The sequence below is a fragment of the Pseudomonas sp. rhizo25 genome (assembly GCF_031931935.1).
Classification (GTDB): Bacteria; Pseudomonadota; Gammaproteobacteria; order Pseudomonadales; family Pseudomonadaceae; genus Aquipseudomonas; species Aquipseudomonas synxantha.
Window position 1 is genome coordinate 82,158 of record NZ_JAUJXA010000012.1, and the last position, 23,027, is coordinate 105,184.

The window sequence follows — 23,027 nt, forward strand, 5'->3', positions numbered from 1 at the left end:
TCGCCTGATGATACGAAGCACTTTCATATTCCTTTTGGCTGCAGGCGTTGGCTGCGTGCACGCTGCCGAGAAGGTCCCGTTGGCGCGCGAAATCAAGGACTGGATTATCGGCTGCGATAACACACGAACATGCACGGCCATCAGTGCCGTGCAGCAGCGCGATGACACTGGCTTTTCAACCTTCAGCGTACGAGTCACACGTGAAGCCGGCCCTCAGGGCGCCTTGCATGTCGGGGTGTTCAGCTATACAAAACCCCGCGGCCAGCCAACACTTGATGACAAACCGCTGAAGTCTCAATTTGAGCCTGGCGAACTGAAAGAAGGCGATACCCACGAGGTGTTTGCGCTGAACGGTAAGTCTGCCCAAGCCCTGATCACCGAGTTGCGCGACGGGAACTACCTGGTGCTGCCGCTCGAGGAGGGCAAGTCGTACGCATCGCTAAGCGGGATGAGTGCGGCGCTGTTGCTGATGGACTCGGTTCAGGGCCGGGTCGGCACCCAGGACGCACTGATCGCTAAGGGGCCGGCGCCCGCTAGCAGCGTGCCGCAAGCCTCTGCCGCTGCGATAGCGCCCAGTTGGCAGGCACCTGCCGCGCTCACTCTGGACAAAGCAAAAGAGATCACGGATGCCGTGGTGGTTGCCACGCGTAGGGCATGGCAAGAAGATCTAGATGAAGGAGCCGCGCCAAAAACCAAAGCGTACGCATTGAGTTCAGATCAAGCGTTAGTGATCATCGAAACCGGCTGTGGGGCCTACAACTGTTTCTACAATATTTACCAAGCGCCTCTGGACCACCCGGAGCAGGCGCGTGCAGCGCTGATCGCCGAAGTGCCAAACCTGCCGGAAAGAGAGCCCCAGGGCTTCGTAGAGTTTGATCCGGCCACGGGTGAACTTAGCAGTCAGGTAAGGGCGATGAGTATGGGTAATTGTGGCACTGCGCTGCGTTGGCGTTACGATGGTAAGGGTTTCACGCTGACGCATGCGGCTGAAATGATCCCGTGCATGGGGCTGGATCAGCTGTATTGGCCTGTGCTGTGGCGTACCCAAGCAAGCAGCTGATACTGTCGGATATCCCACCATGCTGACGTTCCTGATTGATCCGTGCAGTGACACATTGGTTGCTTTGGACTGATCAGGCCGTCGAAAGAGCAATCGCTTTTTCTAAAACGGCTTGTAACATCTTCTCCGGTGATTGTGCCTTGTTGAAGACGCTCGGTGACAATTTATCAGAGTCGTTTTCAGTCGATTGCGTGAGGAGGGCGAGCGGCCCCGATTGTTCTAACTGCTCTTGGTAAAGACTTTTTATACTGTCCCTGAAGCCATCAGGGTATGCCGCTTTCTCGACCGCTGGAAGATCATCGAAATAGTCCATGATGCCTTTGAAGATTTCACTGTTGTCACCGCCGTTCGTTATATTGGCGTACAACTTGGAAAAATAGGTTTCATCCTGCTTACTAAGCTCCCCATAAGCGGCATATCGTTCTGCATCCGTATAGGTTCCTGAGTCATCATAAACAATATTGCTTAGCCCGTTTCGGGCCATACCTTCAAATGGGTTTGGAAGTTTTTCCGGGGGGAGTTTAGAAAGCCCAATTGCGTAATCCAGTGACCGTTGACCTAACGCCAAACGGACAGGGTCGTCTGTTTTGGGAAGTAGATCTTCATTATTAAAATTCCCCCCAGCAATCCGCTGCCCGAAACTGTACATATCGCTCTGACCTTTTGCATATTGTCCTTTTAAATCCCTATTGGACATAGAGGCTTGTTTATCATCAGCGCTACTTAATGCGTACAGTGCCCGTGCAGAATCGGAGATTGTGACGGTCTCCGTCCTCTTGAGGGCGGCATCCCCTGAAGGTAAATTTGCAGGGTTGGACGAAGCAAGCTTCTCTTGTGTCGAAACCTTTGCCTGTGTGCTCGCTTGATACGATTTAATCGAAATATCCATGGTGATACTCCATACGCCGACGATAGATCGAGAGCTATCTCCAGCTAGGGTGCCTATACAAATGTCGGATTATTTGATTTCAAATTCGACAGTGTAGTTATAGGGAGGCGCCGATTGAATTGCTGTGATATTGGCATTGCAAGTAGCCTTATCGGAACCAGTGCTAGTGCCCATTTTAGTCCAGCTAGGAGTTTTAGTCGTTGGATTGACTTGGTGGCTTGCTGCAAAACGACATTTCTTACTACCTGACGTATAGACGAACCGCATTCCTGAAACCGTATCCGCGACACTGGTCAGGGCAAATGTTGTCGTTGCAGACGGCAGAATCGTACTGGGGGAGGGGGCTACACTCCCTGAAAAGTACTCAAAAGTGTAGGCGGCTGGACCGGTCGTAGAGTTCTTCACCTTCACGGTGACGATTATGCCTGCCTGGGCAGATGCAATCATAGAGACGAATAAAGTTGCTGCCCCGAACAGTTTAGCGAATCTCATAAATATCCCTTTAATTTGATAATCACTATGACTCTTGTCCTTGCGCGTCGTCTTGTATAGAAAAGACAGCAAGACTCAACCTCTATAGCGGCAGGTAACCAGAATTCTTTAAGCCAAGGGTTGCTGTTTTTGACACATCGGATGAATAACGATTTCACAACCTGCAGGAACTAACACATATCCAGCCTGCAACCCTTCAATTTCAATAACTTGCGCAGTGGTCCTGGTTGCCGCTACCGGCTATCACCACAGTGGCGAGGAACTGCGCAGCGAGAGTCTTTACCACTGCCGCTAACCCTGCCACCAAACCTTCCGCTTCACCCCAAAGGCGGTTCAGCACTATGAACAGCTTCTGTTGAGCGGTGGCCGGTGCCTGGTCGCGTTGCAGGGCTTGAACCCGGCTGGCCAAGCTGAAACGAGCCTGCTGAAAAGGCAGAGCTTTGCGTACGTCGAGGTGCAGCATATCCAGCTAGCAAGCTGGGCCAATCGCCGGAACATTCTGACGAACATAATAATTGTCGAATTCACTGCTTTCGATGAACTGGAAGCCATGGGGGGTATAAAAGCGATTGGAAGCACTTTCTTTGAGAGCACCCACTTTAATAGGAAGCGCAGCTGCATCCGCCTCTTTGAAAATCTGCGTGAGAACAGCAGACCCTACCCCTGACCCCTGCGCGCTCGGCCTTACATACAAGTGGTCGAGCAAGAGTTCATTGTGGTGATGTTTGACCACTACGAAACCCACCCTCTCTCCAGCTGCCTCGATGTAGCGTGTGTTGCGAGCTTCAAAGCCGCTAAGAAACCGCTCGCGTGCACGTACTGGGTCAAATCGGCCAACACGCTCCAGACTTTCGCGCATGGCCTCAATTCGAATGGCTACCAGATTATCCAAGTCGCTCTGTTGAGCGGGGATCAAAATGATGGGGGAATTTTGATTGGGTGCGACGGGCATATGGTGTGCTCCAACTACCATCCTGGGGGCCCAGTATAGAGAGCCTGATACTGATGAAGCGACCCGCATGGTATGTTCACGGCATAAATGGAGTAACGGCCCCAGCAAGGAAATTGCAATGCCAGTAGACACCCACCCAATCCGCATTCTCTCGCAACGCCTTAGCATTGAGCCCTTCTGCGAGCAGGACGCTGCTGAGTCCTTCCCTTGTATCACTGCGTCTCTGACTCGCTACATGTCCTGGGAACCGCCTGCCTCGTTAGAAGAGTACGCGCAAGTCTGGCGGCAATGGCTGCCTGCGATAGCGGATGGCAGCGACATCGTGTTCACGGTCAGGGAGCTGGTGAATGCCCGTTTTACCGGCTTGGTCGGGCTGCACCATACCGGCAGTGAAACACCGGAGTTGGGCATCTGGATCCGTGAAGATAAACATGGGCTGGGGTTTGGTGGGGAAGCGGTGCGGGCGGTTGTTCAGTGGGCGAGCCAGCGGGTGACGGCAAAGCACTTCATTTACCCTGTTGCGACGCAGAATAGTGCGAGTCGACGCATTGCCGAAGCTTTGGGGGGAGTCGTCATCGAGAGGCGGACGTCGGAGAAATATGATTCGGTTGTGTATCAGATAGCGGTGGTTTAGCCCTGGGTATGACGTTGGCCGATTGCTGCCCTTCACGAACGGCAGAAATCGGCCAGAAGCGAACGTAAAGGCGTTTGTGTAGTATCTGCCTCTGTTCCCAACTATATGAGAAACCTGATGTCTGGCCGCCGCTCTCCGTCCCCAGCAAGAGCTGTCCGAGACCTGCAAAACGCACGCTCGCTTTTGGGAAAACACCTGAGCGAGCTGCTGCATGACCAATATTATTTCAACGACGAGAAAAACTTGGAAGACATAGGTTCTTTAGAGTGACGGTTTGGCGAGCGAGAAGTTTTATCCATGTATCTCTTGAGTGATGGCGAGAGAGTAGGCGCGGACTTACTGCCGTCTGTTACGCCGGCTTCCTTCGAGATAGAACCGAACGCGACCTGCTCATGGAAGCGTGAGAACCTGCTTACAGATTTATCAGCAACCCACCTCGAGAACAAAAAAGTTTGCGCAGTTGAGGGGATTCTTTACTCTCTTTACGGGCAAGAGCCTTGGCTTGCCGGATTCAGAGTTAAGTTCGAGACTGGTCACTCCTTGATCTACCTTAACCAGGGCGACGATGCCGTCGTATTGATTAATGCGCTACCGCCAGTAAGTGTTGGCCTCGAGACCCGCTTCGTTACCTCAATTCAGTGACCGATTCGGGTTGAAAGCAGTCAACCAAGACCGGCAACCATCGATCCGGAGCTGACCCGGTCAATGGAGCGCATCATCTACTGGCATCGGTTAGAATCCTCAGCTTATTTCGACAACGCTTGCTACAAACGAGGAAATTCCATGGCAAGGATGGCCGCTGTTTTCACTTTACTGAGCTGCATGGCGTCAACCTCGGCATTGGCGGCGTCTGATTGTCAGTTTCCGCAGGGAATGCAGGCATCCATCGGTGCATCGAAGCAAGCTATTGAGGCCAGGCAAGCGGGCGTCGCCAAGGATGATCTGCTTACCAAGATTTCTCCCGCGGCCAACGGGCAGATGTCCCAGATGCTAAAGAGTATCGTCGACGAGGTTTACGATTATCCGGCACTGCTACCCGAGGTGTATGCCGCCTTCCGGTTCGAGCGCTGCTTTGTTTCGCAGCAGCACGCCGAACAGGTCACGGCTATGAAATTTGCCGATGCCTATCCGCTGCTGAAGAAATGCGAACAGCTCAACCCGGAAGGGGCTCGACCGCCTTGTGCAATGCGCGTAGTGCATACAGTGACCGGAATTCCCGAGTAAACGCTCCGTTAATTTGCTCGCGGGAATGCATGCTGTGTTGCTGTGTCCCGAAATCGAGAGCGAGAGGTCGTCTAGATCCTTGTCCGCATCGAATGTCCGCTTCTGACCCGAAGCGGTCATCATCATATTTCTAGGAAAATAAATCTGTCCCCTTTTCGAAAGCGGAGTCGCTGTATGTGGCGTATGACGATGCGGCGAGCAATCGGGCGGGTGAGTTGAAGGGCTAATGTGACCCCAGGAAGGAAATTGCAATGCCAGTGGGCACCCACCCAGTCCGCATTCTCTCGCAACGCCTTAGCATTGCGCTCCTCTGCGAGCAGGATGCTGTCGGAAAAATATGATTCGGTTGTGTACCAGATAGCGGTGGTTTAACCCTGGGTATTACGCTGGCCGATTGCTGCCCTTCACGAACGGCAGAAATCGGCCAAAAGCAGTCGTTGGCGATGGACTGCTTCCGGCCAGAAGAGGAACTTTAAGCCTGACTGCTTTCGATAGAATATTGCCGGCGGTGCGAAACCGTATCGTGTTGATCCTGTGGAACTGGACTGCGCACTGCCAAGGTAGAATACCTCGGGCTCTAGATGTATGCTCTCTTCTACATTTACTCATTTTAGATTCTCCCCCTGTTAGAGAGTTGACACCACAAATGGCAAAAAAAATCCTTGCTCAAGATCAAGAGTCTTTAGCTGATGCTTTGTTCCCAGCGGAGGTCGAGGATGTTGAAGATGCAATTCTCTCTATTCCTCCTGAGAAAAGAGTCTTAAGAACTGATCAATATGACTTTTCAGTATCAACCCTAGTCTCAATGATGGATAAGGAGGAGGTGAAAATTCCAGAGTTTCAGCGACGCTATGTTTGGAGTGATCGCCAGGCATCCAGGCTAGTCGAATCATTGATAATTCAGTGCCCCCTACCTGTTATTTACATGAATCAAGAGAAAGACGAAACATTTTCAGTTATCGATGGCAATCAGAGGCTGAACAGCCTGAAACGATTCTTAGACGACGATTTTGCTCTCTCCGGGTTAACTAGTTACCCTGAATTGGCAGGGCTGAAATTTTCACAATTAGATAAACGATTTCAGCGACATATCGTAAACAGAGTGATGCGCTGTACAATTATCCTAAAAGATACTCATCCTCAAGTTAAATTTGACGTATTCGAGCGACTCAATTCTGGGGCCGTGGCGCTTACCAGGCAAGAGTTGAGGCATGGATTATTTTACGGAAAGCTTTTGAAACTTGCCGCCGAGGTTGTAAAAGATCTGAAGTTGGAATCTCACCTAGGAAGTGGTGCAGATAAGCGGATGAAAGCTGAAGAATTTGTAATTCGTTACTGGGCTCTAAGTAAAGGGGTTGGTCATTACGAAAAGCCTTTGGCTACTTTTATTTCTAATTATGCAGAGGAGAATAGAAATCCTACAGATGCTGAGCTTTCTAGTTTGAAGGAAAGTATACAAGTGGCTTATAACAGGGCTACCACGCTATTTGGAAAGTATTGCTTCTCATTTTCGAAGAATGGCAAGCCGCGCTTCAACGCAGCTGTTTTTGATGCTCAGATGGTTGCGTCGTCCAAGCTGACTCAAGCTAAATACAAAACCTTGTTGAGTAAAGTTAGTGAGGTTCAAGACGAGTACATGGATCTCCAGGAAGATGACGAATTCATCAAAAGTGTGACATTGGCTACAAGTGACAAAGCGTCATTGCAAGGAAGGATACACAAAATATCTGTTTTATTTAAGAATGTGGTATGAGCTATTACCGGAGCAAGGCTCGCAAAGAGTTCGAAGAACAATTGAAGCTCGCTGTCGCAGAATTATCTCTGCTGTACAAATTCGCCCATAAAAAAGGGGCTAGCTCTAGGCTTTTAGGCGCATATTATGTGTTTGCATACTCTCAGCTTGAGGTATACATCAAGACGTTCGTTGAAGATGTTATTAATACATTCAATCAGTCAGAAGTTCATATTGATAAATGGCCGGATATGATGCTTGGGTATTTATTGCATAAAACAGAAAATCTTGGAGCTGACTACCGGAGGTATAGCTTGGACGAGGATGAGGGCGCAATTTCAAAAAAAGTTGCTCTGGCAGCGCGGAAAATTAAATTATGGGCTTCTGGTGAGGGAGGATTTATTACTGCTGACTCCTCAGATTTTTTAGATAAAAAGAAATATCCCTCGCCAAAAAATATTCCTCAGCTATTCAAGAGATTGGGTGTGGAGAAGATATGGCAGGTTATTGGACGCGCAGGAAATATAAATAGTGAATTATTGCTGAAGTCTCTGAATGATTTGCGTACCGGCATCGCACATGAGGGAGAAATTCCGCAAGGCTTCAGCTTTGCGGATTTGAAAGATCGTCTCGAACAGATGCGAAAATTTGTTGCAGCTTTAGATCGGGGTGTGGCTGGCCATTACTGCTCAGGACCTTTATTGAGATCTGACTGGAATCAGTGGATGACATAACGACAACAGTCGCGCAATTGAAAGCATAACCCTCTTTCCTATAAAAGCGGAAGGCCTTGATTATCTAAATTTTGAAGGAGCCGGACTCGAAATATCATAATCCTATTAAGTCATCGTGGCATATTGTCTATTGACAATATTTCGCATCGTATTCGCTTGATCGCCTATTGCGTTATGCTTTCAAATTTTATTTTTCGCAAACTCGACGTCAAACAGCTTGCGTGGCTCACCTTCACGTAATTCTATAATGTGGTTTGGTTCTGACATACACCAAGCATATGAGCCCCAAGGGAGCTCAGTGATACTCTTCCTGATTGGAGCGTTTGCACGATCCATGCAAGCTGTCATGAATGATAAGTGGTGCTCACTAAAGTTGGCTTCTAAAGCGAGACTAGTCAAGGCAAGTTTCCGCTCACGGTTAATCGGACCATCTGTGGCGACGACTTTGATAACATGACATACATGTCGCCGCCACCTGCGTCAGAGCCTAAGTCAATCAATATAATGTCAGGCAGCGCTTTCGATGTGTTTATTTCCAAGTCGAGCGTATTGGCATGTTGGCGCTGATTGCAAATGTCCGCTTCTGGCCGATTGCAGCCCTTCGCGACTGGCCGCTGTCGGCCAATAGCGGAAATCTACCTTCAGGCTGAATTTGACCCAGTTGAGCATCTATATATCTGACAGGCCTAGTCCCGCTCATTTCAACCTGCGCATCACATCTTGGAATAAATACCGCTAAAATGAATATAATTATTAATGCCGAGCCTTCCATGCACAAACAACCCAACGTCGCAATTTTCGAAATAGTCTGCCAACTATATTCACTTCCAATGCACACCAGCCATATCGCACATAAGCCCCTCACCAAAAAAGCTAAATATCTGCCGATATAATCAGAGCACGCCATCATGGGCAAGCCAACTGCAATTATTCAGTAGCTAATATCATCAGGATGAACTTTAAAAATATTTTCAAACAAGCGACTTGTTCTATTTTTTATTATCCCAGAATCTTCTCGCTCTGTAAGCCAGGAAAACTCATATTTGAATGACCCCTGCCCAGTCACCCACTGGCTACTCAAGTTATATACAAGGTTCGCAGCGTAAAATGCATTGAACGTTTTTTTTATATTATATTCAGTTTTTCCAGGAATCATACGCGGCAAAATTGTCTGCTCTTCAGAATGATCACTGTACAATGATAAATTTCTCAACCAGATATCTTGATATTTTCTGAACTCCTCTCCAAACGTAAAATGTTTTCCCGCCCAACAGAAAAATTCTGGAGCCTCAAGCTTATCTAAGTTAAAAGTTATAAAGTGTGAGAAGAGGACACGAATGGCAATACTTTCTGGATCAAAATCAAAAGTGTCTTGCTGCCTCAATAACTCTTGAATTGAGCTTCTATCTTTTTTCCATTTGGATATTAATGTAGGTATTTCATATGGATGTTCGAGGCCACTGCTCTGGGTCAGTATTTGCGCCACCTCGAGGTATTCTTTCTTGCTGCAATCTTTAATATGAAATTTTAAGTGAGAATTTTCTTTAACAGCCCTGCAAAGTGCTAGAAACCGATAGTTACAATCGACGGTATTTATGAAGTCCTTCATGCTACTTACTGTTTTTGGGAATCCTTCACAAGGATTAAGTGATATGTCACAAACAAGAAGATACAGCGCAACAAGAGGACTGTCGATTAGCTTGGGCGCCTCACTATTTGTCAGCTGCAGAAACAACTTGAACGCCTCACCATATACTCCTTGTAGGTAACCCTCTTTTTCAATTTGCTCGAAAGTTATCTTATTTTCGGTTACAGCTGACAGAAACTGTAGCTGAATGAATCTAGCCTGCCCTTCAATGATATCAAACCCTCGAATAGGATATAGTTTTAAAGGGGAGCCATAGAAAAAACCACTAAGCTTCGCAGCCTTGTTACTCTCAAAATCGTCGTGCCAATCGTCAGCGTTAGGAAGAAACTCCGATTCAGGATCGAACATACTTTTCAAAATGTTTAATGTCGCGTTGTATGCAACGTTGAAAGCATGAGCTTTTGATTCAAAATAATTTAAAGTCGCTATCTGCTTAATGCCCGAAGCATTCATGATTAGCGATCTGTAGAACGCTATGTCCAACGTGTTGTTTGTTACGGTATTAGCATATGCAATGTCTGGATCCGTATGATCTTTCCCTCTGCGCATCTCCGCTTCAGCCCACGCCATAAGTGGCTTTTTGGCTTTCTTCGATTTTGCGAGGTGTTGCAGCGCTTCCAAATTATTATGCGTTTGTGCAGGATAACCCATACTCAACATAAAGCCTGTAGTTGAGCCAATGAACTGCCACCAGTGAACAGTTTCGTGGAGGTATGTCGAAAAAGCTTGAAACTCCTCCCAAGTTATACCTCCATTCTTTTTTTTAGTTGCACTATCGACCAGCTTGTGCACTGAATAACTCAATCTGAGAACATATTGTGTGGGATGATATAACCCCAAAGCGTCAAGACAAGAAGAAAGGCCAGGCTGTGATGCCTCAATGTGACTAAATGTGTCTAGTAGCGGGTGAGAGAGTTTTGCATAGCTGTCATCATTGAGCATAATCAGTCCTCAGCGCGGTGATGAAACGTTGAATGGAAGAGTCTTGCTGCCGCAAGCGAATGCGACGAAATGCTTGATTAAAATAATTGTCTGGCCGACATAAGCTAAGCTCGAACTTACTACAAAGTCAAATACACTTCGACCACAAGCCTTAACGAACAAGTTTATCGAAGCGATTGAATAAGTGCTCATACTTGAACCGCATAGTCAGATGAAGCACTCACTTTAGAGCCGAGTACATACGCTCACGGCTGGTTACTATTTGTCGGGTATTACCAATCATAAGTAACAATAGCAAGCTTGGCGCGCTCCACCAGAGAAGTTTGAGATGAGAATTACATCTTTAGCCTCATACTCCTTGCCACTCTGCTCGTTGCAAATAACTCGTACATCCATGTTAAGTAAAGTCCGTCAGCAATACTTTTCTATAAGATTTTTCATACTTATATTCGCGCTTCAAGGACTCTCGCCGCCACGCCATCTTTGAAGTGAAAGTAACTGGCAAGTCCAAACAAAATAAATTGCGCAAATCCCAGCTTCAAGGTTGGCTGCGCAATCATCCCAAAATAGAACAACAAGGACACCGCTACCATGAAGAAGCGTTTGGAAGCATACCAGCCCAGAAACCTATCATCGGTAGAACGGTGCTTGATGGCCGATCTCGTCATTCTTACTGCTACCTGTCCAAAAATTATGCAAGACCCCAGCGACCAATCTGCTGAAAGCACAATTTCCTGCCATGTGTATGCATACAGCTTGATGAGTACCAGCATCGTGAAGGGAATCACGATAAAAAGATACTCGGACATAAGTTCGGCTAAAATAGCCTTCCGGTCTCTAGAGGAGAGGTCTGGGTTCATGCTGAAGCCCCACATCTCGATGGATGTCAATCACCCTTTTAATTTTCGCACTGGATATGAAAGGCTTACCTTTCCCCGCGGGCGGCGTGTAAATCTCGTAGGCAACTTCAGCCTCCATGACATCTTTTGGCCCGATAGGTTTTATCAGCCCATCCTGATATCCTTCTAGCCACCCGAGATCAGAAACATTGGCATTGTATCGACTACCAGTGCTGACACTTAACATGGCCCATGCGCCCTTGCCTATATTGACAGGAGCCCTCACATAAAGTTTATCGACACCAATATGGCTTTCCTTTGTTCCCAAAAACATATCTTTGGGATTAGCATTGAAGCGCCAATGCGTGTTGATCGGAGTTACGCAGTGAGCTTCGGTCAGGGTAGCCGTCGCACTCTCTTCTGGAAGCAATCGTTTATTGGCTTCCGAAAGCTTACTCAAAGCCACTGCCAAAGCTTTTCGATCAATCATTGGATCCACAGTTTGCCCAAAATCAAACTTGCTCAAATGAGTTTCCAGCTTCGACGCCAAGAGGTCTACGTCTTCTTCTGTGCTGGTTGAGTCGATTTCAGAAAGCTCACCCGCTAATTTCACACCAGCATCAAAAACAGCATCTTCTACCCACGTTCTTACCTTCCCTGGAACGGACTTCAGCAAACTCGCTATCGATCCCGCCTCGACATTTTCCAATCGAAGTTCAAAATCGTCTGTTGCGCCAACGCTCGTTGCAATAACTTGCCCGAGTGCCTGGTAAGCTTCTATGTAGCTGCTCATGGCCTGGAATATTTCGGCGGGTCTGCGCCGTTCCTTGGCAAAATCGATCTTGATCTTCAGCGTCTCGTGCATTGCGACCTACTTCCATGAATGATTAATAGCACTAGGGCCACCTGAAAACTCTCGTCTGCACGATCATTAGAAGTACTAAACGGCCTGTACAATCTGATTAGAGCCCCACCTCCTGAACCAGAAGGTCGATGATTCTAATTCCAATGATGGCAAAATGTCTTCGTCTTCTGAGGTTGCGTAGCGTTCTGATGTCCTGGCGTCGCCCTATAAAACACTGTTCATCCAAACAGTACCTCAGATATGGGGATCTGGCAAATCCGGCGATTGCTGCGCTGGGTAGCCAACCTACAATCACTGATCGTCGATCTCCGATGCATTCAGTAAAATGCAGTGTTGACTAAAACAGCCAGTTGAGAACCGTCCGCCATGGGTTGTTACAAGCCGTGCGAGTGACTGCTAATGGCCGAAAGCACTCGCCGCTCTCGTCATCGCAAAGGGCTTTGTGCCGAGGCTGAATGCACCAAAACCATCAAAACCCAACTCGCCGAGTCGTTGTACGTGGCTTACGACGACGCGGCGAGTCATCGGTCTAATAAGTTGAAGAACTGATCATCAGCCAGAGCAGGGCACTTCGCGGTCTAGGAGTCTGGCGGTGAGGAGTACGCCCAGTTCGCTCAGTTGGTGGATCGCCAGGGCGATGTCGCGGTGTTTGCCGTTGAGGTCTTCGGACAGGTCGAGCAGCAGGGTGCTGACGCTGGTGAAGGTTTCGTAGCTGTTGGTGATGAGGCTTTCGTTGGTGGCGTTGGGGGCTACGGTATAGAGCGTGGTTGAATCGTTAACCATGGTTAAGTTCCTTGCTTGGGCCACTTCCCATCGCTACTAAACAATAGGGCGGTAGCTGTACGCAGGTTAGTAGACCGGTGGAACCTAACAAAACCGGCGCGTCCGAGGACGCCCTGCGCACAGCCACCATCAAGCACAGACGGGAACGTCTGATGGATGAAGCTTGTGCACTTGTTAGGTCTAAAAGTGGGCTACTAAACCCGATCACTGAACAATTCAGCGACCGAGCCACCTTAGAGACGGCCACCCCAGCGCACAAGCCGGCGGATTCTGACGCACGCGTAGGCAATGGAGCAAGCCGTGGCGAGGGAATCGGATTTTGCCTTCAGGCGCTGCGTTATCGTTTGGGTTTTTCGCGAGCAAGCTCGCTCCTACAGGAGTGGGTCAAGAGTGGGTTGTTATCAAGGTGCGGGTAGCTGGACAATAGATGCCGACGAGCCAGCAACGAAGCACCAGATGTGCGAACGTTTGGTTCGCTCGGCTGGGCTCTACGAACTGCAAGATTACTGATCGGAAAAAAGACCAATGCTAGGGAAAGTCAGCAGTAAATATCTCGTCTGGGCTGCAGTCGCACTTTGCGCGACGCTTCTGTCCGGGTGCGCGGCGTCACGCTACGACGGCAAGCACGCGCCGGACCCGAGTAAGGCGATCATTGTGGGTTCGATTGGTGAGAGCTTTCCGATGATGCAGGCCCATGGGCTGGTGGTTGAAATCGACCAACAGGGCGCACCCGGCACCGCAATACGGCTGACGACCTTGGGCAATGAAGATGATCAGCCATCACCCTCTGTGCTGGGCCATTACTTCATGTATGAAGTGCCGCCGGGTGAGTATGAGTACACGCAGTGGCATTACGTGTATTACGCGGGAAAATCGATGGCGCGCCCTGTGCCTGCGGTTTTCTCGGTGAAGGCCGGGGAAACCCTCTATATCGGCGATCTGCGCGCCGATGCCCTGCGTTTTTGCTTGTCCAACGTGAACAATGCCGAGGACACGGTGCAGGCGCTCAAGCGCAAGTACCCGATGCTCAAGGACCGCAACATCGTGAATCTGACGCCGAAGAGCGGTTTTGCGCCTTGGCCGAGTTCTGATGCTACTGACTTCGGTAAAGGGCTGTGCACGATCTGAATCCGGTAACGGTGACAGTCATCGAACCCGACGCCCATTGATCCACGTTCAAGGAATTTCATGCCATGAAGCGCTCTACGCTACTCTGGGTCGGCCTGTTCGCAGCCCTGGCCTCACTGACCGGCTGCATCAGCGGTCCGGACCTCAAAGGCCAACCATTCTTCACATCACCGGCAGAGCCCCGTGCGGATGAGGCCACGGTGTACTTCTATCGCACGGCGGCCAGCATCGGTGACGGGGTGGCCCCGACCATTCAGGTCGATGGCCGCGCTGTCGGCAGCTTGCCTTCCGGTAGTTTTTTCAAGACCGGCATGCCCGCCGGCAAGCACAGCATCGCCTCCACCTCGCCACCGATCATCAGCGGTATGGTGAACAAGCGTTTCGATATCAACGTCGAGAATGGAAAGGTGTATTACATCGCCGACCAACTCAGCATCTCTGCCTACAAGGACGGGCAGACCTTGGGTGAAGTCGACGAGGGTAGTTTCGGTGGAACAATGTTTTACTCGCGCTACGCGCTTGTGCCTGCCGAGGAAGCGCTGCGTTCTATCAAGTGGTGCCAGGAGTTGCCGGCAACCGCACGGTAACCGGGCGTCCCACTTCGTCAAAAGCCAACTTGCCGACAGAGAGCAGCCCCACAATACCGCAGCACTGTGGGGTTGCTATGCCAGCGCTTACACCGTCCCGAAACGCACCTCCACCGACAGGCTGCCCCTGTTATCGCTCAGGCCAGCCCCGTAACGTTCGGTCAGGTCGTCATTGATGCACAACTGCAACTCCCCCTGCTGGCCACGCGGCAATTGCGCCTGGTTGCCGACCAAAAACGGCGCGCCGCTGTTGCCGATACGCCCGATCAACGCGCCTTCCGCTTGACCGGGCAAGGTATAGCCGGGCTTGGCGGTCAACCTTGAGTTGCCCGCCGCGCCGACCATGCCGGTGCCCGGGTTGGCCGTCCACTGCCCACCGGTGCACACCGCCAGTTGCCAGCTATGCCCGTTGACCTGCACGCCGGTGCCCTGCCAGGCCTGGTTGGCTTGCACCTGCACGGTACGCTTGAGCAGGTCGCTGGCGACCACGTCGGCGGCCTGGAAGGTCAGCGCGGTGATGGTCAAGGTCGGGTTGGCAGTGCCTGTGGTGGGGAACACGCCGTCGCCGACCAGGAACAGGTTGGGGTGGTCCCAACTGCGCTGGTCCTTGTTCACCACTGACTTGGTGCGGTCCGAGCCCATGCGGTAGGTGCCCATCAGGTGGCCAGCGCCGAAGAACGCGTAGTTCTGGCCGTCGTACTTGAACACCGTTTGCGAGCCGGGCTTGAGCTCAGGGTTCAGGTCGGTCAGCTCGGTGGCGCCCATCAGCTTGGTGATGATATGCGTGGCGGCCAGGCGCGCCTGCTTGAAGCCCTCCTTGGTGTAGTCGGACAGTTCGTAGGTGATCTGTGGCCTGGTCAGGCCCAAACCGTCGGTGAACCCCTCGGCCCTCTCTACCCGGCACAGCGCTTTGTCGGGGTCTTTCTCGACCTGCTCGATCAAGAAGCCCAGGCGGAACTGGCGGGTCAGCACACTGTTGAGCTGCTGCACCAGCGCCACGCCGGACAACGCCTGGTTATTGGGGTTGGCGCCGCCATGGTTGGTGCCGTCGATGAAATCGCAGACCGAGGTGTAGGGGTCGTTTACCGACCAGTTCCAACCCTCGTTGCCGATCTCGATACGCCAGGCGGCACGCTGGCTGCGGAACGGGCCATCGCGCATGTCCTCGATCCCCGAGCTGGACAACGGCCCGCGGAACGGGAACAGCGGCTTGCCTTCGGGCATCAGGCCCCAGGCCAGGTACACCGGGTGATCGGCCAACGCCTGGCCGACCTGGCCGCTGCTGTTGGCGACCCCTTTAGGGCTGTGCGGGCCGATGGAGTTGAGCAGCAGCTTCGGCGTTTCGATCGCGTGGGCGGCGATCACGTAGCGCTTGCCCTGGGCCGTGCCGTTCTGGTGCGTGCCGTTGTTCTGGTACTGGATGAAATCGATACCCGTGACCCCGTTGGCATCGACCTGCACCTGGCTCGCCACGGCCTGGTAGAGGATACGTACGTTGCCGGTATCCAGTGCCTTGGCCATGGTCACGGTGGCATCGTACTTGGCCTGGATCGGGCAGATCGGCGTGCAGCTGGTGTTGCCGGCGCACACCCGGCGGCCGTTGTCGTTCTGCGAGTTGCGCCCGGCCGGAGTCTGCCGCACGTTGAGGGTGATGCCCAGGTACTGCGTGCCATTGATGGCTTTGCCCAGGCCCTGGTCGACCAACGACGGCGGGATGCCGTGCATGCTGTATTGATAGCCCTGAGGGAAGGTCACGCCCAGGTAGGTCTGCGACGCGACATCGGCGGAGACGCCAATCTCTTGCTCGGCGCGGCAGTAGGCGGTTTGCAGGTCGTCGTAGCTGATCGGCCAGTCGACCCCGACGTTGTACGCAGTGCGCATGCGAAAGTCGTTGGGCAACAGGCGCAGGGCCGTGCCCATCCAGTGCCACATGGTGCCGCCGCCTACCCGCTCGTAGGTGCTGGCGAACAGGTGCGGCCCCTTTTGTACCAGGTAGCTCTTCTGCACCTTGTCCGGGTCGTCGCTGCCGGCAGTGATCAAGTCCTGGATAGTCGCTCGCGGGGCGAACTGTTTGGCCGGGGTCTGCTCGGTCTGCTCCGGTGGGTAGGGCGACTCGGGCGACTTGAACACGGCAGTGTAGAAACGCTCCAGGTACTCGCTGCGGTTAGGCGGTATCGCCGGGCCCGACTCGAGCACCAGCACTTTCAAGCCGGCCAGGCCCAACTGATAGGCCATGACGCTGCCGGCCATGCCGGCGCCCACGACGATCACATCGGCGGTTTCGATGTTCTGGGTGTGTAGAGTGCTCATGGCTGCTGCCCTTCCTTGGCGTCGACACCGGTGAATTGCTTGAGGGTCGGTGGCTGCTCGGCCCAGTAGCCGAAGTGGTACTGGCTGTAGCCCATGGGGTGGGATTGGGCGATCTTCCACGCCCAGCTTTCCTTGTAGGCCTGGTCGGAGACCACGCGGGTGTCACCCTTGTGGGCGGTGCCTTGGTTATAAGGCTGGTACCAGCTGCCAAGCAGCCACAGCTTCATGATCGAGCGGGCGCCTTGGGCGATCTGCGGGTCCGAGTTGCCGAGCACGGCGCTGGCGATTTGCGCAGGCGGTTGGCCCTTGATGCTGGCGTACAGCCCCAGCAGGTTGCTGAACGCAGCAGCGCCCATGCCCTGCTGGGCCGTGGCGAAGAACAGCGGCGGCAGTTTGATCGGGTCGGGGGAAGGCGCCAGCAGTTTGGCTGACAGGCCAGTGAGCACAGCGGACAGGTCGATGAAGTCTTGCAGGTTCGGGTCGCTCATGGCATCACTCCTTGGCGCCAGTGGATTGGGCACGTTCAAGCAGGAAGGTGAAATCGGCGAAGCTGGTGCGCGGGGACTGGGTCACCCGGGTGGTCGCGTTGTTGTGGCATTCCATACAGCTGGACGAGGCCTGTGGCGTGGTGCCCTGGTTGTAGGTTTCCAGGGTGGCGTTGGCCAGGAATGACGGGGCAGGCGTGCCCAGCGGGTTGGTTGGCGACGGCAGTTGGCAGTCATCGGCGGGGGCGGTCGGCCACTGGGTGCTGATCAGCTGGTAGTTGGCCCAGACCGTGCCCTTCAGCGCGCCTTGCCACTGCGCGTTGAGCTGGTGGGTCGCGACGGTGAGCGGTATTTCCCGCACGATCTGCGACGGCGTGGCTTTCTTCGACGGGTCCCACGGCCGCGGTGGCGGCTCGTTTATCGGGCGGTCGCTGGCTTGGGCGTCGTAGAACAGGTAGGGGCCCTTGCGCTCGTTCATCGGCGTGGTCTTTTCCGGCACGTTGCGCACGTGCTCAAAGGTCGACCATACCCACTGCGGCGCATCTTTGGTCTTGTGCACGATATGCAGGCCGACCAGCCCGACCTTCTGCGCGCTGCACGACTCGGGGATTACCGCGCCGGTATTCGGGTCGGTGTTGCCGGGGGTGTAGACCAAGGCGTCGACGGCATGGAAGTCCTGCGGGTTGTCGTTGCCGCCGAGTACCTTCCAGGCCGACTTGACCATGATCGCGCCGACCTGCTGGGTCTCCTTCGTGCCGCAGGAGAAGGCAATGCGGTTGTCGGCTTTGGTGAAGAAAGCCTGCTGGCCTTCCTGGCTGTAGAGACCATTGTTGACGATGTCGTTGAACATCGGCTGGTTGACCATGATCGCGTTGCGCGTGTAGGTGCCGTCCTGGTCCACCAGCGGGCCGGTCTTGAACGGCTGGATGAATTCGTCGAGCACACCGGCGACCTTGCCCATCTGTTGCAGTACGGGCAGGTTACCTTTGCCTTGGCAGGCGGCGGGCGGCGGCGTGGCCTGGTCCCAGGCGAGCGGCTTCTGGCCTTGGGGCAGGAAAATCGCGTAGCTCTCCTTCCACGACTCCCAAACCGTCTGCCCCGGCGCGCCGATTTTCACCGAGGTGTCGGCGCTGCCGTCGGCCTTTGCGGGCCAGTTCAGGGCGACGAAGGTCTGCCACGAAAGCACGTCGAAATCGTGTTGCAGGTTGTCCAGGGTGAAGGGAGGGTTGGCAGTGACGTCGAAGGGGATCGCAGGGGACAGCACTGGCGGGCCGGCCGCATCGGCCATGGCGAGCGCGCTGGTGAAGCTTGCACCCAGGCACGCCAACCGTTTCAAGGTTATTTTCATTATCGTCTCCTCAGCAGGTAAAGCGTCGGGACGATGAGGCGTACTGGCCCTTCATGGACCGAATGTTCAGCGTTATCCCTGACGCTAGGCTGAAGGCTAGCCGTTGCGTCAGTACCCTCAGATATATCCGACTAAAGGTAGGGATAAGCAGTATCGCCGCGCGGCGTGGCTTGGAAATCGGATTTTGCCTTCAGGCGCTGCGCGATTGTTTGGGGTTTTCGCGAGCAAGCTCGCTCCTACAGGAGTGACATGTTGGGGTGGTATGGTTGCGCCAGACGATGGAGGACTGAACATGACATTGACTGTCGACACCTTGATTGAATTGGCCATGGCTAACCCGCTCAATGCCCAAATCACGGCGCGCCTGCCGGACCTTGGGGTGCAGCAGTGCATGCTCACCGCGGGTTGCCTGTTCCAGGCGGTGTGGAATCATCAGGCGAATCTGCCGGCTGATCAGGGCGTGAAGGACTACGATGTTTTTTACTTCGACACAGACCTGTCCTACGAGGCGGAAGACGCGGTGATTCGTGCGGCGCAGGGGCTGTTTCAGGACCTGGGGGTGAATGTGGAGGTCAGGAATCAGGCGCGGGTGCACCTTTGGTACCCTGATCGATTCGGCCGGCCCTATCTGCAATTGCACTCGGCCAGGCAGGGGGTTGATCGTTACCTGGTGGCGGGCACTTGCATCGCGTTGGATATCACCACCGGCGAGGTGTATGCACCCTATGGGCTAGAAGATGTGGAGCAGGGTGTGCTGCGCATCAACCCACTGCATCCCGAACCGCAGCTGTTTTTGCACAAGGCCAGAAGTTATCAGGCGCGCTGGCCTTGGCTCAGGATCGTCGAGCCAGGCTTAGCCAAGTAAGCCGCCCACTACACCGCAACTTATCACCACCAGCCAGGGCGGCAGCTTCCAGACCATCAGCGCGACCAATGCGAGTACGGCCAGGGCAAAGTCATACCCGCTGAAAATCGCGCTGGTCCACACCGGCCGGTACAGCGCCGCCAGCAACAGCCCAACCACCGCCGCATTCACCCCGGCCAGTGCCGCCTGGGTGCGCGGGCTTGTGCGCAGGCTGGCCCAGAAGGGCAAGGCGCCGCAGATCAGCAGGAACGACGGGGCGAAGATTGCCAGCAGGGCGATCATGCCGCCGAGCCAACCGCTGGGGGCGTGGGTCATCGAGGCGCCGAGGAAGGCGGCGAAGGTGAACAGCGGGCCGGGCACGGCTTGGGTGGCGCCGTAGCCGGTGAGGAATACGTCATTGCTCACCCACTGCGGCGGCACCACTTCAGCTTGCAGCAGCGGCAGCACCACGTGGCCGCCGCCGAACACCAGGGCGCCGGTGCGGTAGAAGGCGTCCACCAGGGCGAGGACTGGATTGGGCAGCCCGTCGGCCAGGATTGGCAAGCCCACCAATAGCACCACGAACAGCGCCAGCCATATGGCCCCGGCGCGGCGGCTGATGGCGATGGGCAGGCTGTCGGGCTCGGTATGGGTTTGGGGCTTGAACAGCAGCAGGCCGGCCACGCCCGCCGCGGCGATTACCCCGACCTGGCTCCAGGCGGACGGCGCCAGCAGCACGATGCATGCGGCGATCAGCATCAGCGTGACCTTCACTGCACCTCGGCATAGGTTGCGCGCCATGCCCCACACGGCCTGGGCGACGACGGCCACGGCGACGACTTTGAGGCCATGCAAGGCGCCACCGGGGATGGCGGTGCCGTAGTGCGAGAGGCCGACGGCAAAGAGAATCAAGGCGATGGCCGACGGCAAGGTAAACCCGGCCCAGGCCGCTGCGGCGCCGCCGTAGCCTGCGCGGGACAAGCCCAGGGCAATGCCGACCTGGCTGCTGGCCGGGCCGGGGAGGAATTGGCACAAGGCGACCAGTTCGGCATAGCTGCGCTCGCTCAACCATTGCCGCCGAGTGACGAACGCTTCGCGGAAATAGCCCAGGTGCGCAATCGGCCCGCCGAAGGAGGTCAGGCCCAGGCGCAGGAAGATCAGGAACACCGACCAGGGGCTGTCAGGGCGATCGGTAGGTGAGTTGGCCAAGGTCGGGTGCTCTGCTGGTGGGGTAGGCGTAGCCGTTATTTTGCAGACCCTACCCAATTTTCATGACGCGCAGAAGAGAGGGTATTTTTTGGCGAATGCATTGAATTTATGCGCAGGTGTTTGAGTCATTCAAGCATAGCGTTGCTTTCTACCCACTCGACCTCAAGGACTGACCATGACCTTTTTTATCTTCCTCCTGGCCTGCGCCGCCGCCGCCAGTACCGGCGTGATCTTCAAGCCCGGCGCCTGGTACGAATCCCTGGTCAAGCCCAGCTTCACGCCGCCCAACTGGCTGTTCCCGGTGGCATGGACAATCATCTATCTGCTGCTGGCCTGGGCTGGTTACCGCTTGAGCCTGATCCCCGGCAGCCAAATGGTGCTGGCGCTGTGGGCGGCGCAGATTGCCCTGAATACCTTGTGGACACCGGTGTTCTTCGGCGCCCACCGACTGCTGGCCGGGATGGTGATTATCGTGCTGCTGTGGCTCACCGTGGCGGCGATGGTGGTGCTGGCCGTGCGCCTGGACCTGATCACCGGTTTGATCCTGTTCCCTTACCTCGCCTGGTTGTGCGTAGCCGCGGCGTTGAACTTCTCGATCCTGCGGAACAATCGCTGATGGCTTACCAACATTGGCCCGCCAGCGAGCCTGAACGGGCCCAGATGCGACGCTTCAATCAGAAGCTTGGGTGGATGCCGCGCTTTAAAATCCGCAACCGCGTCACGCCGCGTCTGATCCAGGCGTTGTTGCGCGTCAGTCAAACGCTGAAGAAGGCGCCCGTGGCAGAACGCAAAAAGGTGGGCTCGGTGCCGGTGCGCATCCTGCGGCCCAGCGGCAAGCCCAAAGGCGTAGTGCTGGATATCCACGGTGGCGGCTGGGTGATCGGCAATGCGCAAATGGATGACGACCTCAACCTCGGCATGGTCAACGCCTGCGGCGTAGCGGTGGTGTCGGTGGATTATCGGCTGGCGGTGGACACGCCGATAGAAGGGCTGCTGGAAGACTGTCTCACCGCTGCACGCTGGCTCCTGGGGGATTGCCCGGAGTTTGCCAACCTGCCGGTGTTCGTCGTCGGCGAGTCGGCCGGCGGGCACTTGGCGGCGGCCACGTTGCTGGCGCTCAAGCAGTGGCCGGAGTTGCTCGAACGGGTAAGCGGCGCGGTGTTGTATTACGGCGTCTACGACTTGACCGGCACGCCGAGCGTGCGCACGGCAGGGCCGGACACCTTGTTGCTGGACGGACCGGGCATGGTCGAGGCGCTGCGCCTGCTGACGCCGGGCATCACCGATGAGGCGCGTCGGCAGCCGCCGTTGTCGCCGTTGTACGGGGACTTCGCGGGGTTGCCACCAGCGCTGATGTTCGTGGGTGAGTTGGACCCGCTCAAAGACGACACGCTACTGATCGCCGAGCGCTGGGGCGGGGCAGAAGCGCATCTGCTGCCGGAGGCGGCCCATGGTTTCATTCATTTTCCAGTGGCGATGGCAGACAACGTGTTGGCCTACAGTCGCAAATGGATAACGCAGCATCTGCATCAAGTGGGAACTAAAAAACTGATCGCTGAGTCAGGTTAATCAGTTGCGCCTTCTTCCCTTACAAGGATTCCCGCATGCGTGCCTACACCCTGAACTACCTTTTCAATGATGAGCCTCGCACTCACAGCTTCGACCTCAAGCAGCTTGAATTGCCCAAGCATGAGGCGGCGATGCATTTGCTGGCATTGCATTTCGGCGATGCGGAAAACGGCCTGATCATGCCGGCGGCAGATGCAACGCCGGAAGAGGTCCTGGAGCAGGCGCAGGTGGTGGGGATCACCCGGATCGAGGTGGTATGAAGCCACAAATCCAGGTCGTCACCCCGGCGGCTCTGCCCGAAGTACTCAGCTTCGCGTTGCAGGCGCGTGATGAACTGTTCCCAAAGCTCAGCGCAACCGGGGTACCGGATGACCTGGTGCAGTTCGAAGCCATTTACCTGCAGGGCGACGGGCAGTTTCTGATTGCTCGTTCCGAAGGCCGGATTGTTGCGGCGGTGGGTTACCTGCCGTATGACGGCCGCTTTGCACAGTTGAACTACCAGGGCTGCAAGACAGTGGAGGTGGTGCGCCTGTACGTACATCCGGCATTTCGTCGCTGCGGTCTGGCGGGTGAGCTATACCGTTCCCTGGAGGCGCTGGCGCGGGCGGACGAGGTGGAGGTGGTTTACCTGCATACCCACCCGTTTCTGCCCGGGGCGATTGATTTCTGGATCCGGCAGGGCTTCGAGGTGGTGGATGTGGAAGCTGACCCTGTATGGCAGACCACCCATATGCACCGGTCTCTGTAGATCAA

Annotated in this window: 25 protein-coding genes; 12 read left to right on the forward strand and 13 right to left on the reverse strand. The window is 54.5% G+C overall.

The annotated features are described in order from the left end of the window. Positions 1-7 precede the first annotated feature (7 nt). Positions 8-1,060, forward strand: coding sequence for a DUF1176 domain-containing protein (locus QZR30_RS22335; RefSeq protein WP_311904198.1), 1,053 nt, complete (start codon positions 8-10; stop codon positions 1,058-1,060). A 73-nt stretch (positions 1,061-1,133) separates the two neighbouring features. Here QZR30_RS22335 and QZR30_RS22340 read toward each other — a convergent pair whose 3' ends face one another. The 4 genes from QZR30_RS22340 to QZR30_RS22355 all read right to left on the reverse strand — a co-directional run bounded on the left by QZR30_RS22340 (position 1,134) and on the right by QZR30_RS22355 (position 3,393). Then, on the reverse strand, positions 1,134-1,949 hold the full coding sequence (locus QZR30_RS22340) for a hypothetical protein (protein WP_311904199.1): 816 nt from the start codon (positions 1,947-1,949) through the stop codon (positions 1,134-1,136). 69 nt (positions 1,950-2,018) lie between these two features. Further along, on the reverse strand, positions 2,019-2,513 hold the full coding sequence (locus QZR30_RS22345) for a hypothetical protein (protein ID WP_233518674.1): 495 nt from the start codon (positions 2,511-2,513) through the stop codon (positions 2,019-2,021). Positions 2,514-2,643: 130 nt separating this feature from the next. Continuing rightward, positions 2,644-2,904, reverse strand: a complete 261-nt coding sequence (locus tag QZR30_RS22350) for a hypothetical protein (protein WP_311904200.1) — start codon at positions 2,902-2,904, stop codon at positions 2,644-2,646. Positions 2,905-2,910: 6 nt separating this feature from the next. Next, positions 2,911-3,393, reverse strand: coding sequence for a GNAT family N-acetyltransferase (locus QZR30_RS22355; protein WP_311904201.1), 483 nt, complete (start codon positions 3,391-3,393; stop codon positions 2,911-2,913). A 118-nt stretch (positions 3,394-3,511) separates the two neighbouring features. On the opposite strand from QZR30_RS22355, the gene QZR30_RS22360 reads away from it, so the two are divergent. The 4 genes from QZR30_RS22360 to QZR30_RS22375 all read left to right on the forward strand — a co-directional run bounded on the left by QZR30_RS22360 (position 3,512) and on the right by QZR30_RS22375 (position 7,717). After that, on the forward strand, positions 3,512-4,027 hold the full coding sequence (locus tag QZR30_RS22360) for a GNAT family N-acetyltransferase (RefSeq protein WP_311904203.1): 516 nt from the start codon (positions 3,512-3,514) through the stop codon (positions 4,025-4,027). A 705-nt stretch (positions 4,028-4,732) separates the two neighbouring features. Next, complete coding sequence (locus QZR30_RS22365; RefSeq protein ID WP_311904205.1) at positions 4,733-5,251, forward strand: hypothetical protein; 519 nt, start codon at positions 4,733-4,735, stop codon at positions 5,249-5,251. Positions 5,252-5,897: 646 nt separating this feature from the next. Then, positions 5,898-7,004, forward strand: a complete 1,107-nt coding sequence (locus tag QZR30_RS22370) for a DUF262 domain-containing protein (RefSeq protein ID WP_311904206.1) — start codon at positions 5,898-5,900, stop codon at positions 7,002-7,004. After that, positions 7,001-7,717 carry a HEPN domain-containing protein gene (locus QZR30_RS22375; protein WP_311904207.1) on the forward strand — a complete coding sequence of 239 codons (717 nt, stop codon included), beginning with the start codon at positions 7,001-7,003 and terminating at the stop codon, positions 7,715-7,717. Before QZR30_RS22370 ends, QZR30_RS22375 begins: the two co-directional genes overlap by 4 nt. A gap of 180 nt (positions 7,718-7,897) precedes the next feature. On the opposite strand, the gene QZR30_RS28090 is transcribed toward QZR30_RS22375, so the two are convergent. From QZR30_RS28090 to QZR30_RS22395, 5 genes are all read right to left on the reverse strand, one after another. Next, positions 7,898-8,167 (reverse strand): BsuBI/PstI family type II restriction endonuclease, encoded by a 270-nt coding sequence (locus QZR30_RS28090; protein ID WP_442967586.1) that lies wholly within the window; start codon positions 8,165-8,167, stop codon positions 7,898-7,900. Between the two features lie 481 nt (positions 8,168-8,648). Next, positions 8,649-10,307: a hypothetical protein gene (locus tag QZR30_RS22380; protein ID WP_311904208.1), complete on the reverse strand. Its 1,659-nt coding sequence runs from the start codon at positions 10,305-10,307 to the stop codon at positions 8,649-8,651. A 443-nt stretch (positions 10,308-10,750) separates the two neighbouring features. Beyond that, entirely contained in the window at positions 10,751-11,167 is a 417-nt protein-coding gene (locus tag QZR30_RS22385) for a hypothetical protein (RefSeq protein ID WP_311904209.1), read from the reverse strand. After that, positions 11,145-12,011 carry a hypothetical protein gene (locus QZR30_RS22390; protein WP_311904211.1) on the reverse strand — a complete coding sequence of 289 codons (867 nt, stop codon included), beginning with the start codon at positions 12,009-12,011 and terminating at the stop codon, positions 11,145-11,147. Before QZR30_RS22390 ends, QZR30_RS22385 begins: the two co-directional genes overlap by 23 nt. A gap of 552 nt (positions 12,012-12,563) precedes the next feature. Then, the gene (locus QZR30_RS22395; protein WP_056848019.1) at positions 12,564-12,794 is read right to left on the reverse strand and encodes a DUF6124 family protein; all 231 of its coding nucleotides are present in this window, start codon (positions 12,792-12,794) and stop codon (positions 12,564-12,566) included. Between the two features lie 525 nt (positions 12,795-13,319). Here QZR30_RS22395 and QZR30_RS22400 point away from each other — a divergent pair. Beyond that, the gene (locus tag QZR30_RS22400; RefSeq protein ID WP_057024612.1) at positions 13,320-13,922 is read left to right on the forward strand and encodes a hypothetical protein; all 603 of its coding nucleotides are present in this window, start codon (positions 13,320-13,322) and stop codon (positions 13,920-13,922) included. Positions 13,923-13,987: 65 nt separating this feature from the next. Further along, positions 13,988-14,509, forward strand: coding sequence for a DUF2846 domain-containing protein (locus QZR30_RS22405; protein WP_059397183.1), 522 nt, complete (start codon positions 13,988-13,990; stop codon positions 14,507-14,509). Positions 14,510-14,596: 87 nt separating this feature from the next. Here QZR30_RS22405 and QZR30_RS22410 read toward each other — a convergent pair whose 3' ends face one another. Genes QZR30_RS22410 through QZR30_RS22420 form a run of 3 tightly spaced genes read right to left on the reverse strand, consistent with a single transcriptional unit; the run spans position 14,597 to position 18,652 of the window. After that, on the reverse strand, positions 14,597-16,819 hold the full coding sequence (locus QZR30_RS22410; protein ID WP_311904213.1) for a GMC family oxidoreductase: 2,223 nt from the start codon (positions 16,817-16,819) through the stop codon (positions 14,597-14,599). After that, a complete protein-coding gene (locus QZR30_RS22415; RefSeq protein ID WP_046068962.1) occupies positions 16,816-17,307 on the reverse strand; it encodes a sorbitol dehydrogenase in 492 nt (163 codons plus the stop codon). The genes QZR30_RS22410 and QZR30_RS22415 overlap by 4 nt, the downstream gene beginning before the upstream one ends. 4 nt (positions 17,308-17,311) lie before the next feature. Continuing rightward, complete coding sequence (locus QZR30_RS22420) at positions 17,312-18,652, reverse strand: hypothetical protein (RefSeq protein WP_046068961.1); 1,341 nt, start codon at positions 18,650-18,652, stop codon at positions 17,312-17,314. Positions 18,653-18,944: 292 nt separating this feature from the next. Here QZR30_RS22420 and QZR30_RS22425 point away from each other — a divergent pair, with 292 nt between their 5' ends. Further along, entirely contained in the window at positions 18,945-19,517 is a 573-nt protein-coding gene (locus tag QZR30_RS22425) for a nucleotidyltransferase family protein (protein ID WP_046068960.1), read from the forward strand. Here QZR30_RS22425 and chrA read toward each other — a convergent pair. After that, on the reverse strand, positions 19,506-20,705 hold the full coding sequence (chrA, locus tag QZR30_RS22430) for a chromate efflux transporter (protein ID WP_059397186.1): 1,200 nt from the start codon (positions 20,703-20,705) through the stop codon (positions 19,506-19,508). The two genes, QZR30_RS22425 and chrA, sit on opposite strands and share 12 nt — an antisense overlap. Positions 20,706-20,880: 175 nt before the next feature. Here chrA and tspO point away from each other — a divergent pair, with 175 nt between their 5' ends. The 4 genes from tspO to QZR30_RS22450 are packed head-to-tail and all read left to right on the forward strand — an operon-like array spanning position 20,881 to position 23,022. Next, positions 20,881-21,321: a tryptophan-rich sensory protein TspO gene (gene tspO / locus QZR30_RS22435; protein ID WP_043047529.1), complete on the forward strand. Its 441-nt coding sequence runs from the start codon at positions 20,881-20,883 to the stop codon at positions 21,319-21,321. Further along, positions 21,321-22,274: an alpha/beta hydrolase gene (locus QZR30_RS22440; RefSeq protein ID WP_059397187.1), complete on the forward strand. Its 954-nt coding sequence runs from the start codon at positions 21,321-21,323 to the stop codon at positions 22,272-22,274. The genes tspO and QZR30_RS22440 overlap by 1 nt, the downstream gene beginning before the upstream one ends. Positions 22,275-22,309: 35 nt before the next feature. Continuing rightward, positions 22,310-22,534, forward strand: coding sequence for a hypothetical protein (locus QZR30_RS22445; RefSeq protein ID WP_068967490.1), 225 nt, complete (start codon positions 22,310-22,312; stop codon positions 22,532-22,534). Then, positions 22,531-23,022, forward strand: a complete 492-nt coding sequence (locus QZR30_RS22450; RefSeq protein ID WP_059397189.1) for a GNAT family N-acetyltransferase — start codon at positions 22,531-22,533, stop codon at positions 23,020-23,022. Before QZR30_RS22445 ends, QZR30_RS22450 begins: the two co-directional genes overlap by 4 nt. The last annotated feature ends 5 nt before the right edge of the window (positions 23,023-23,027 follow it).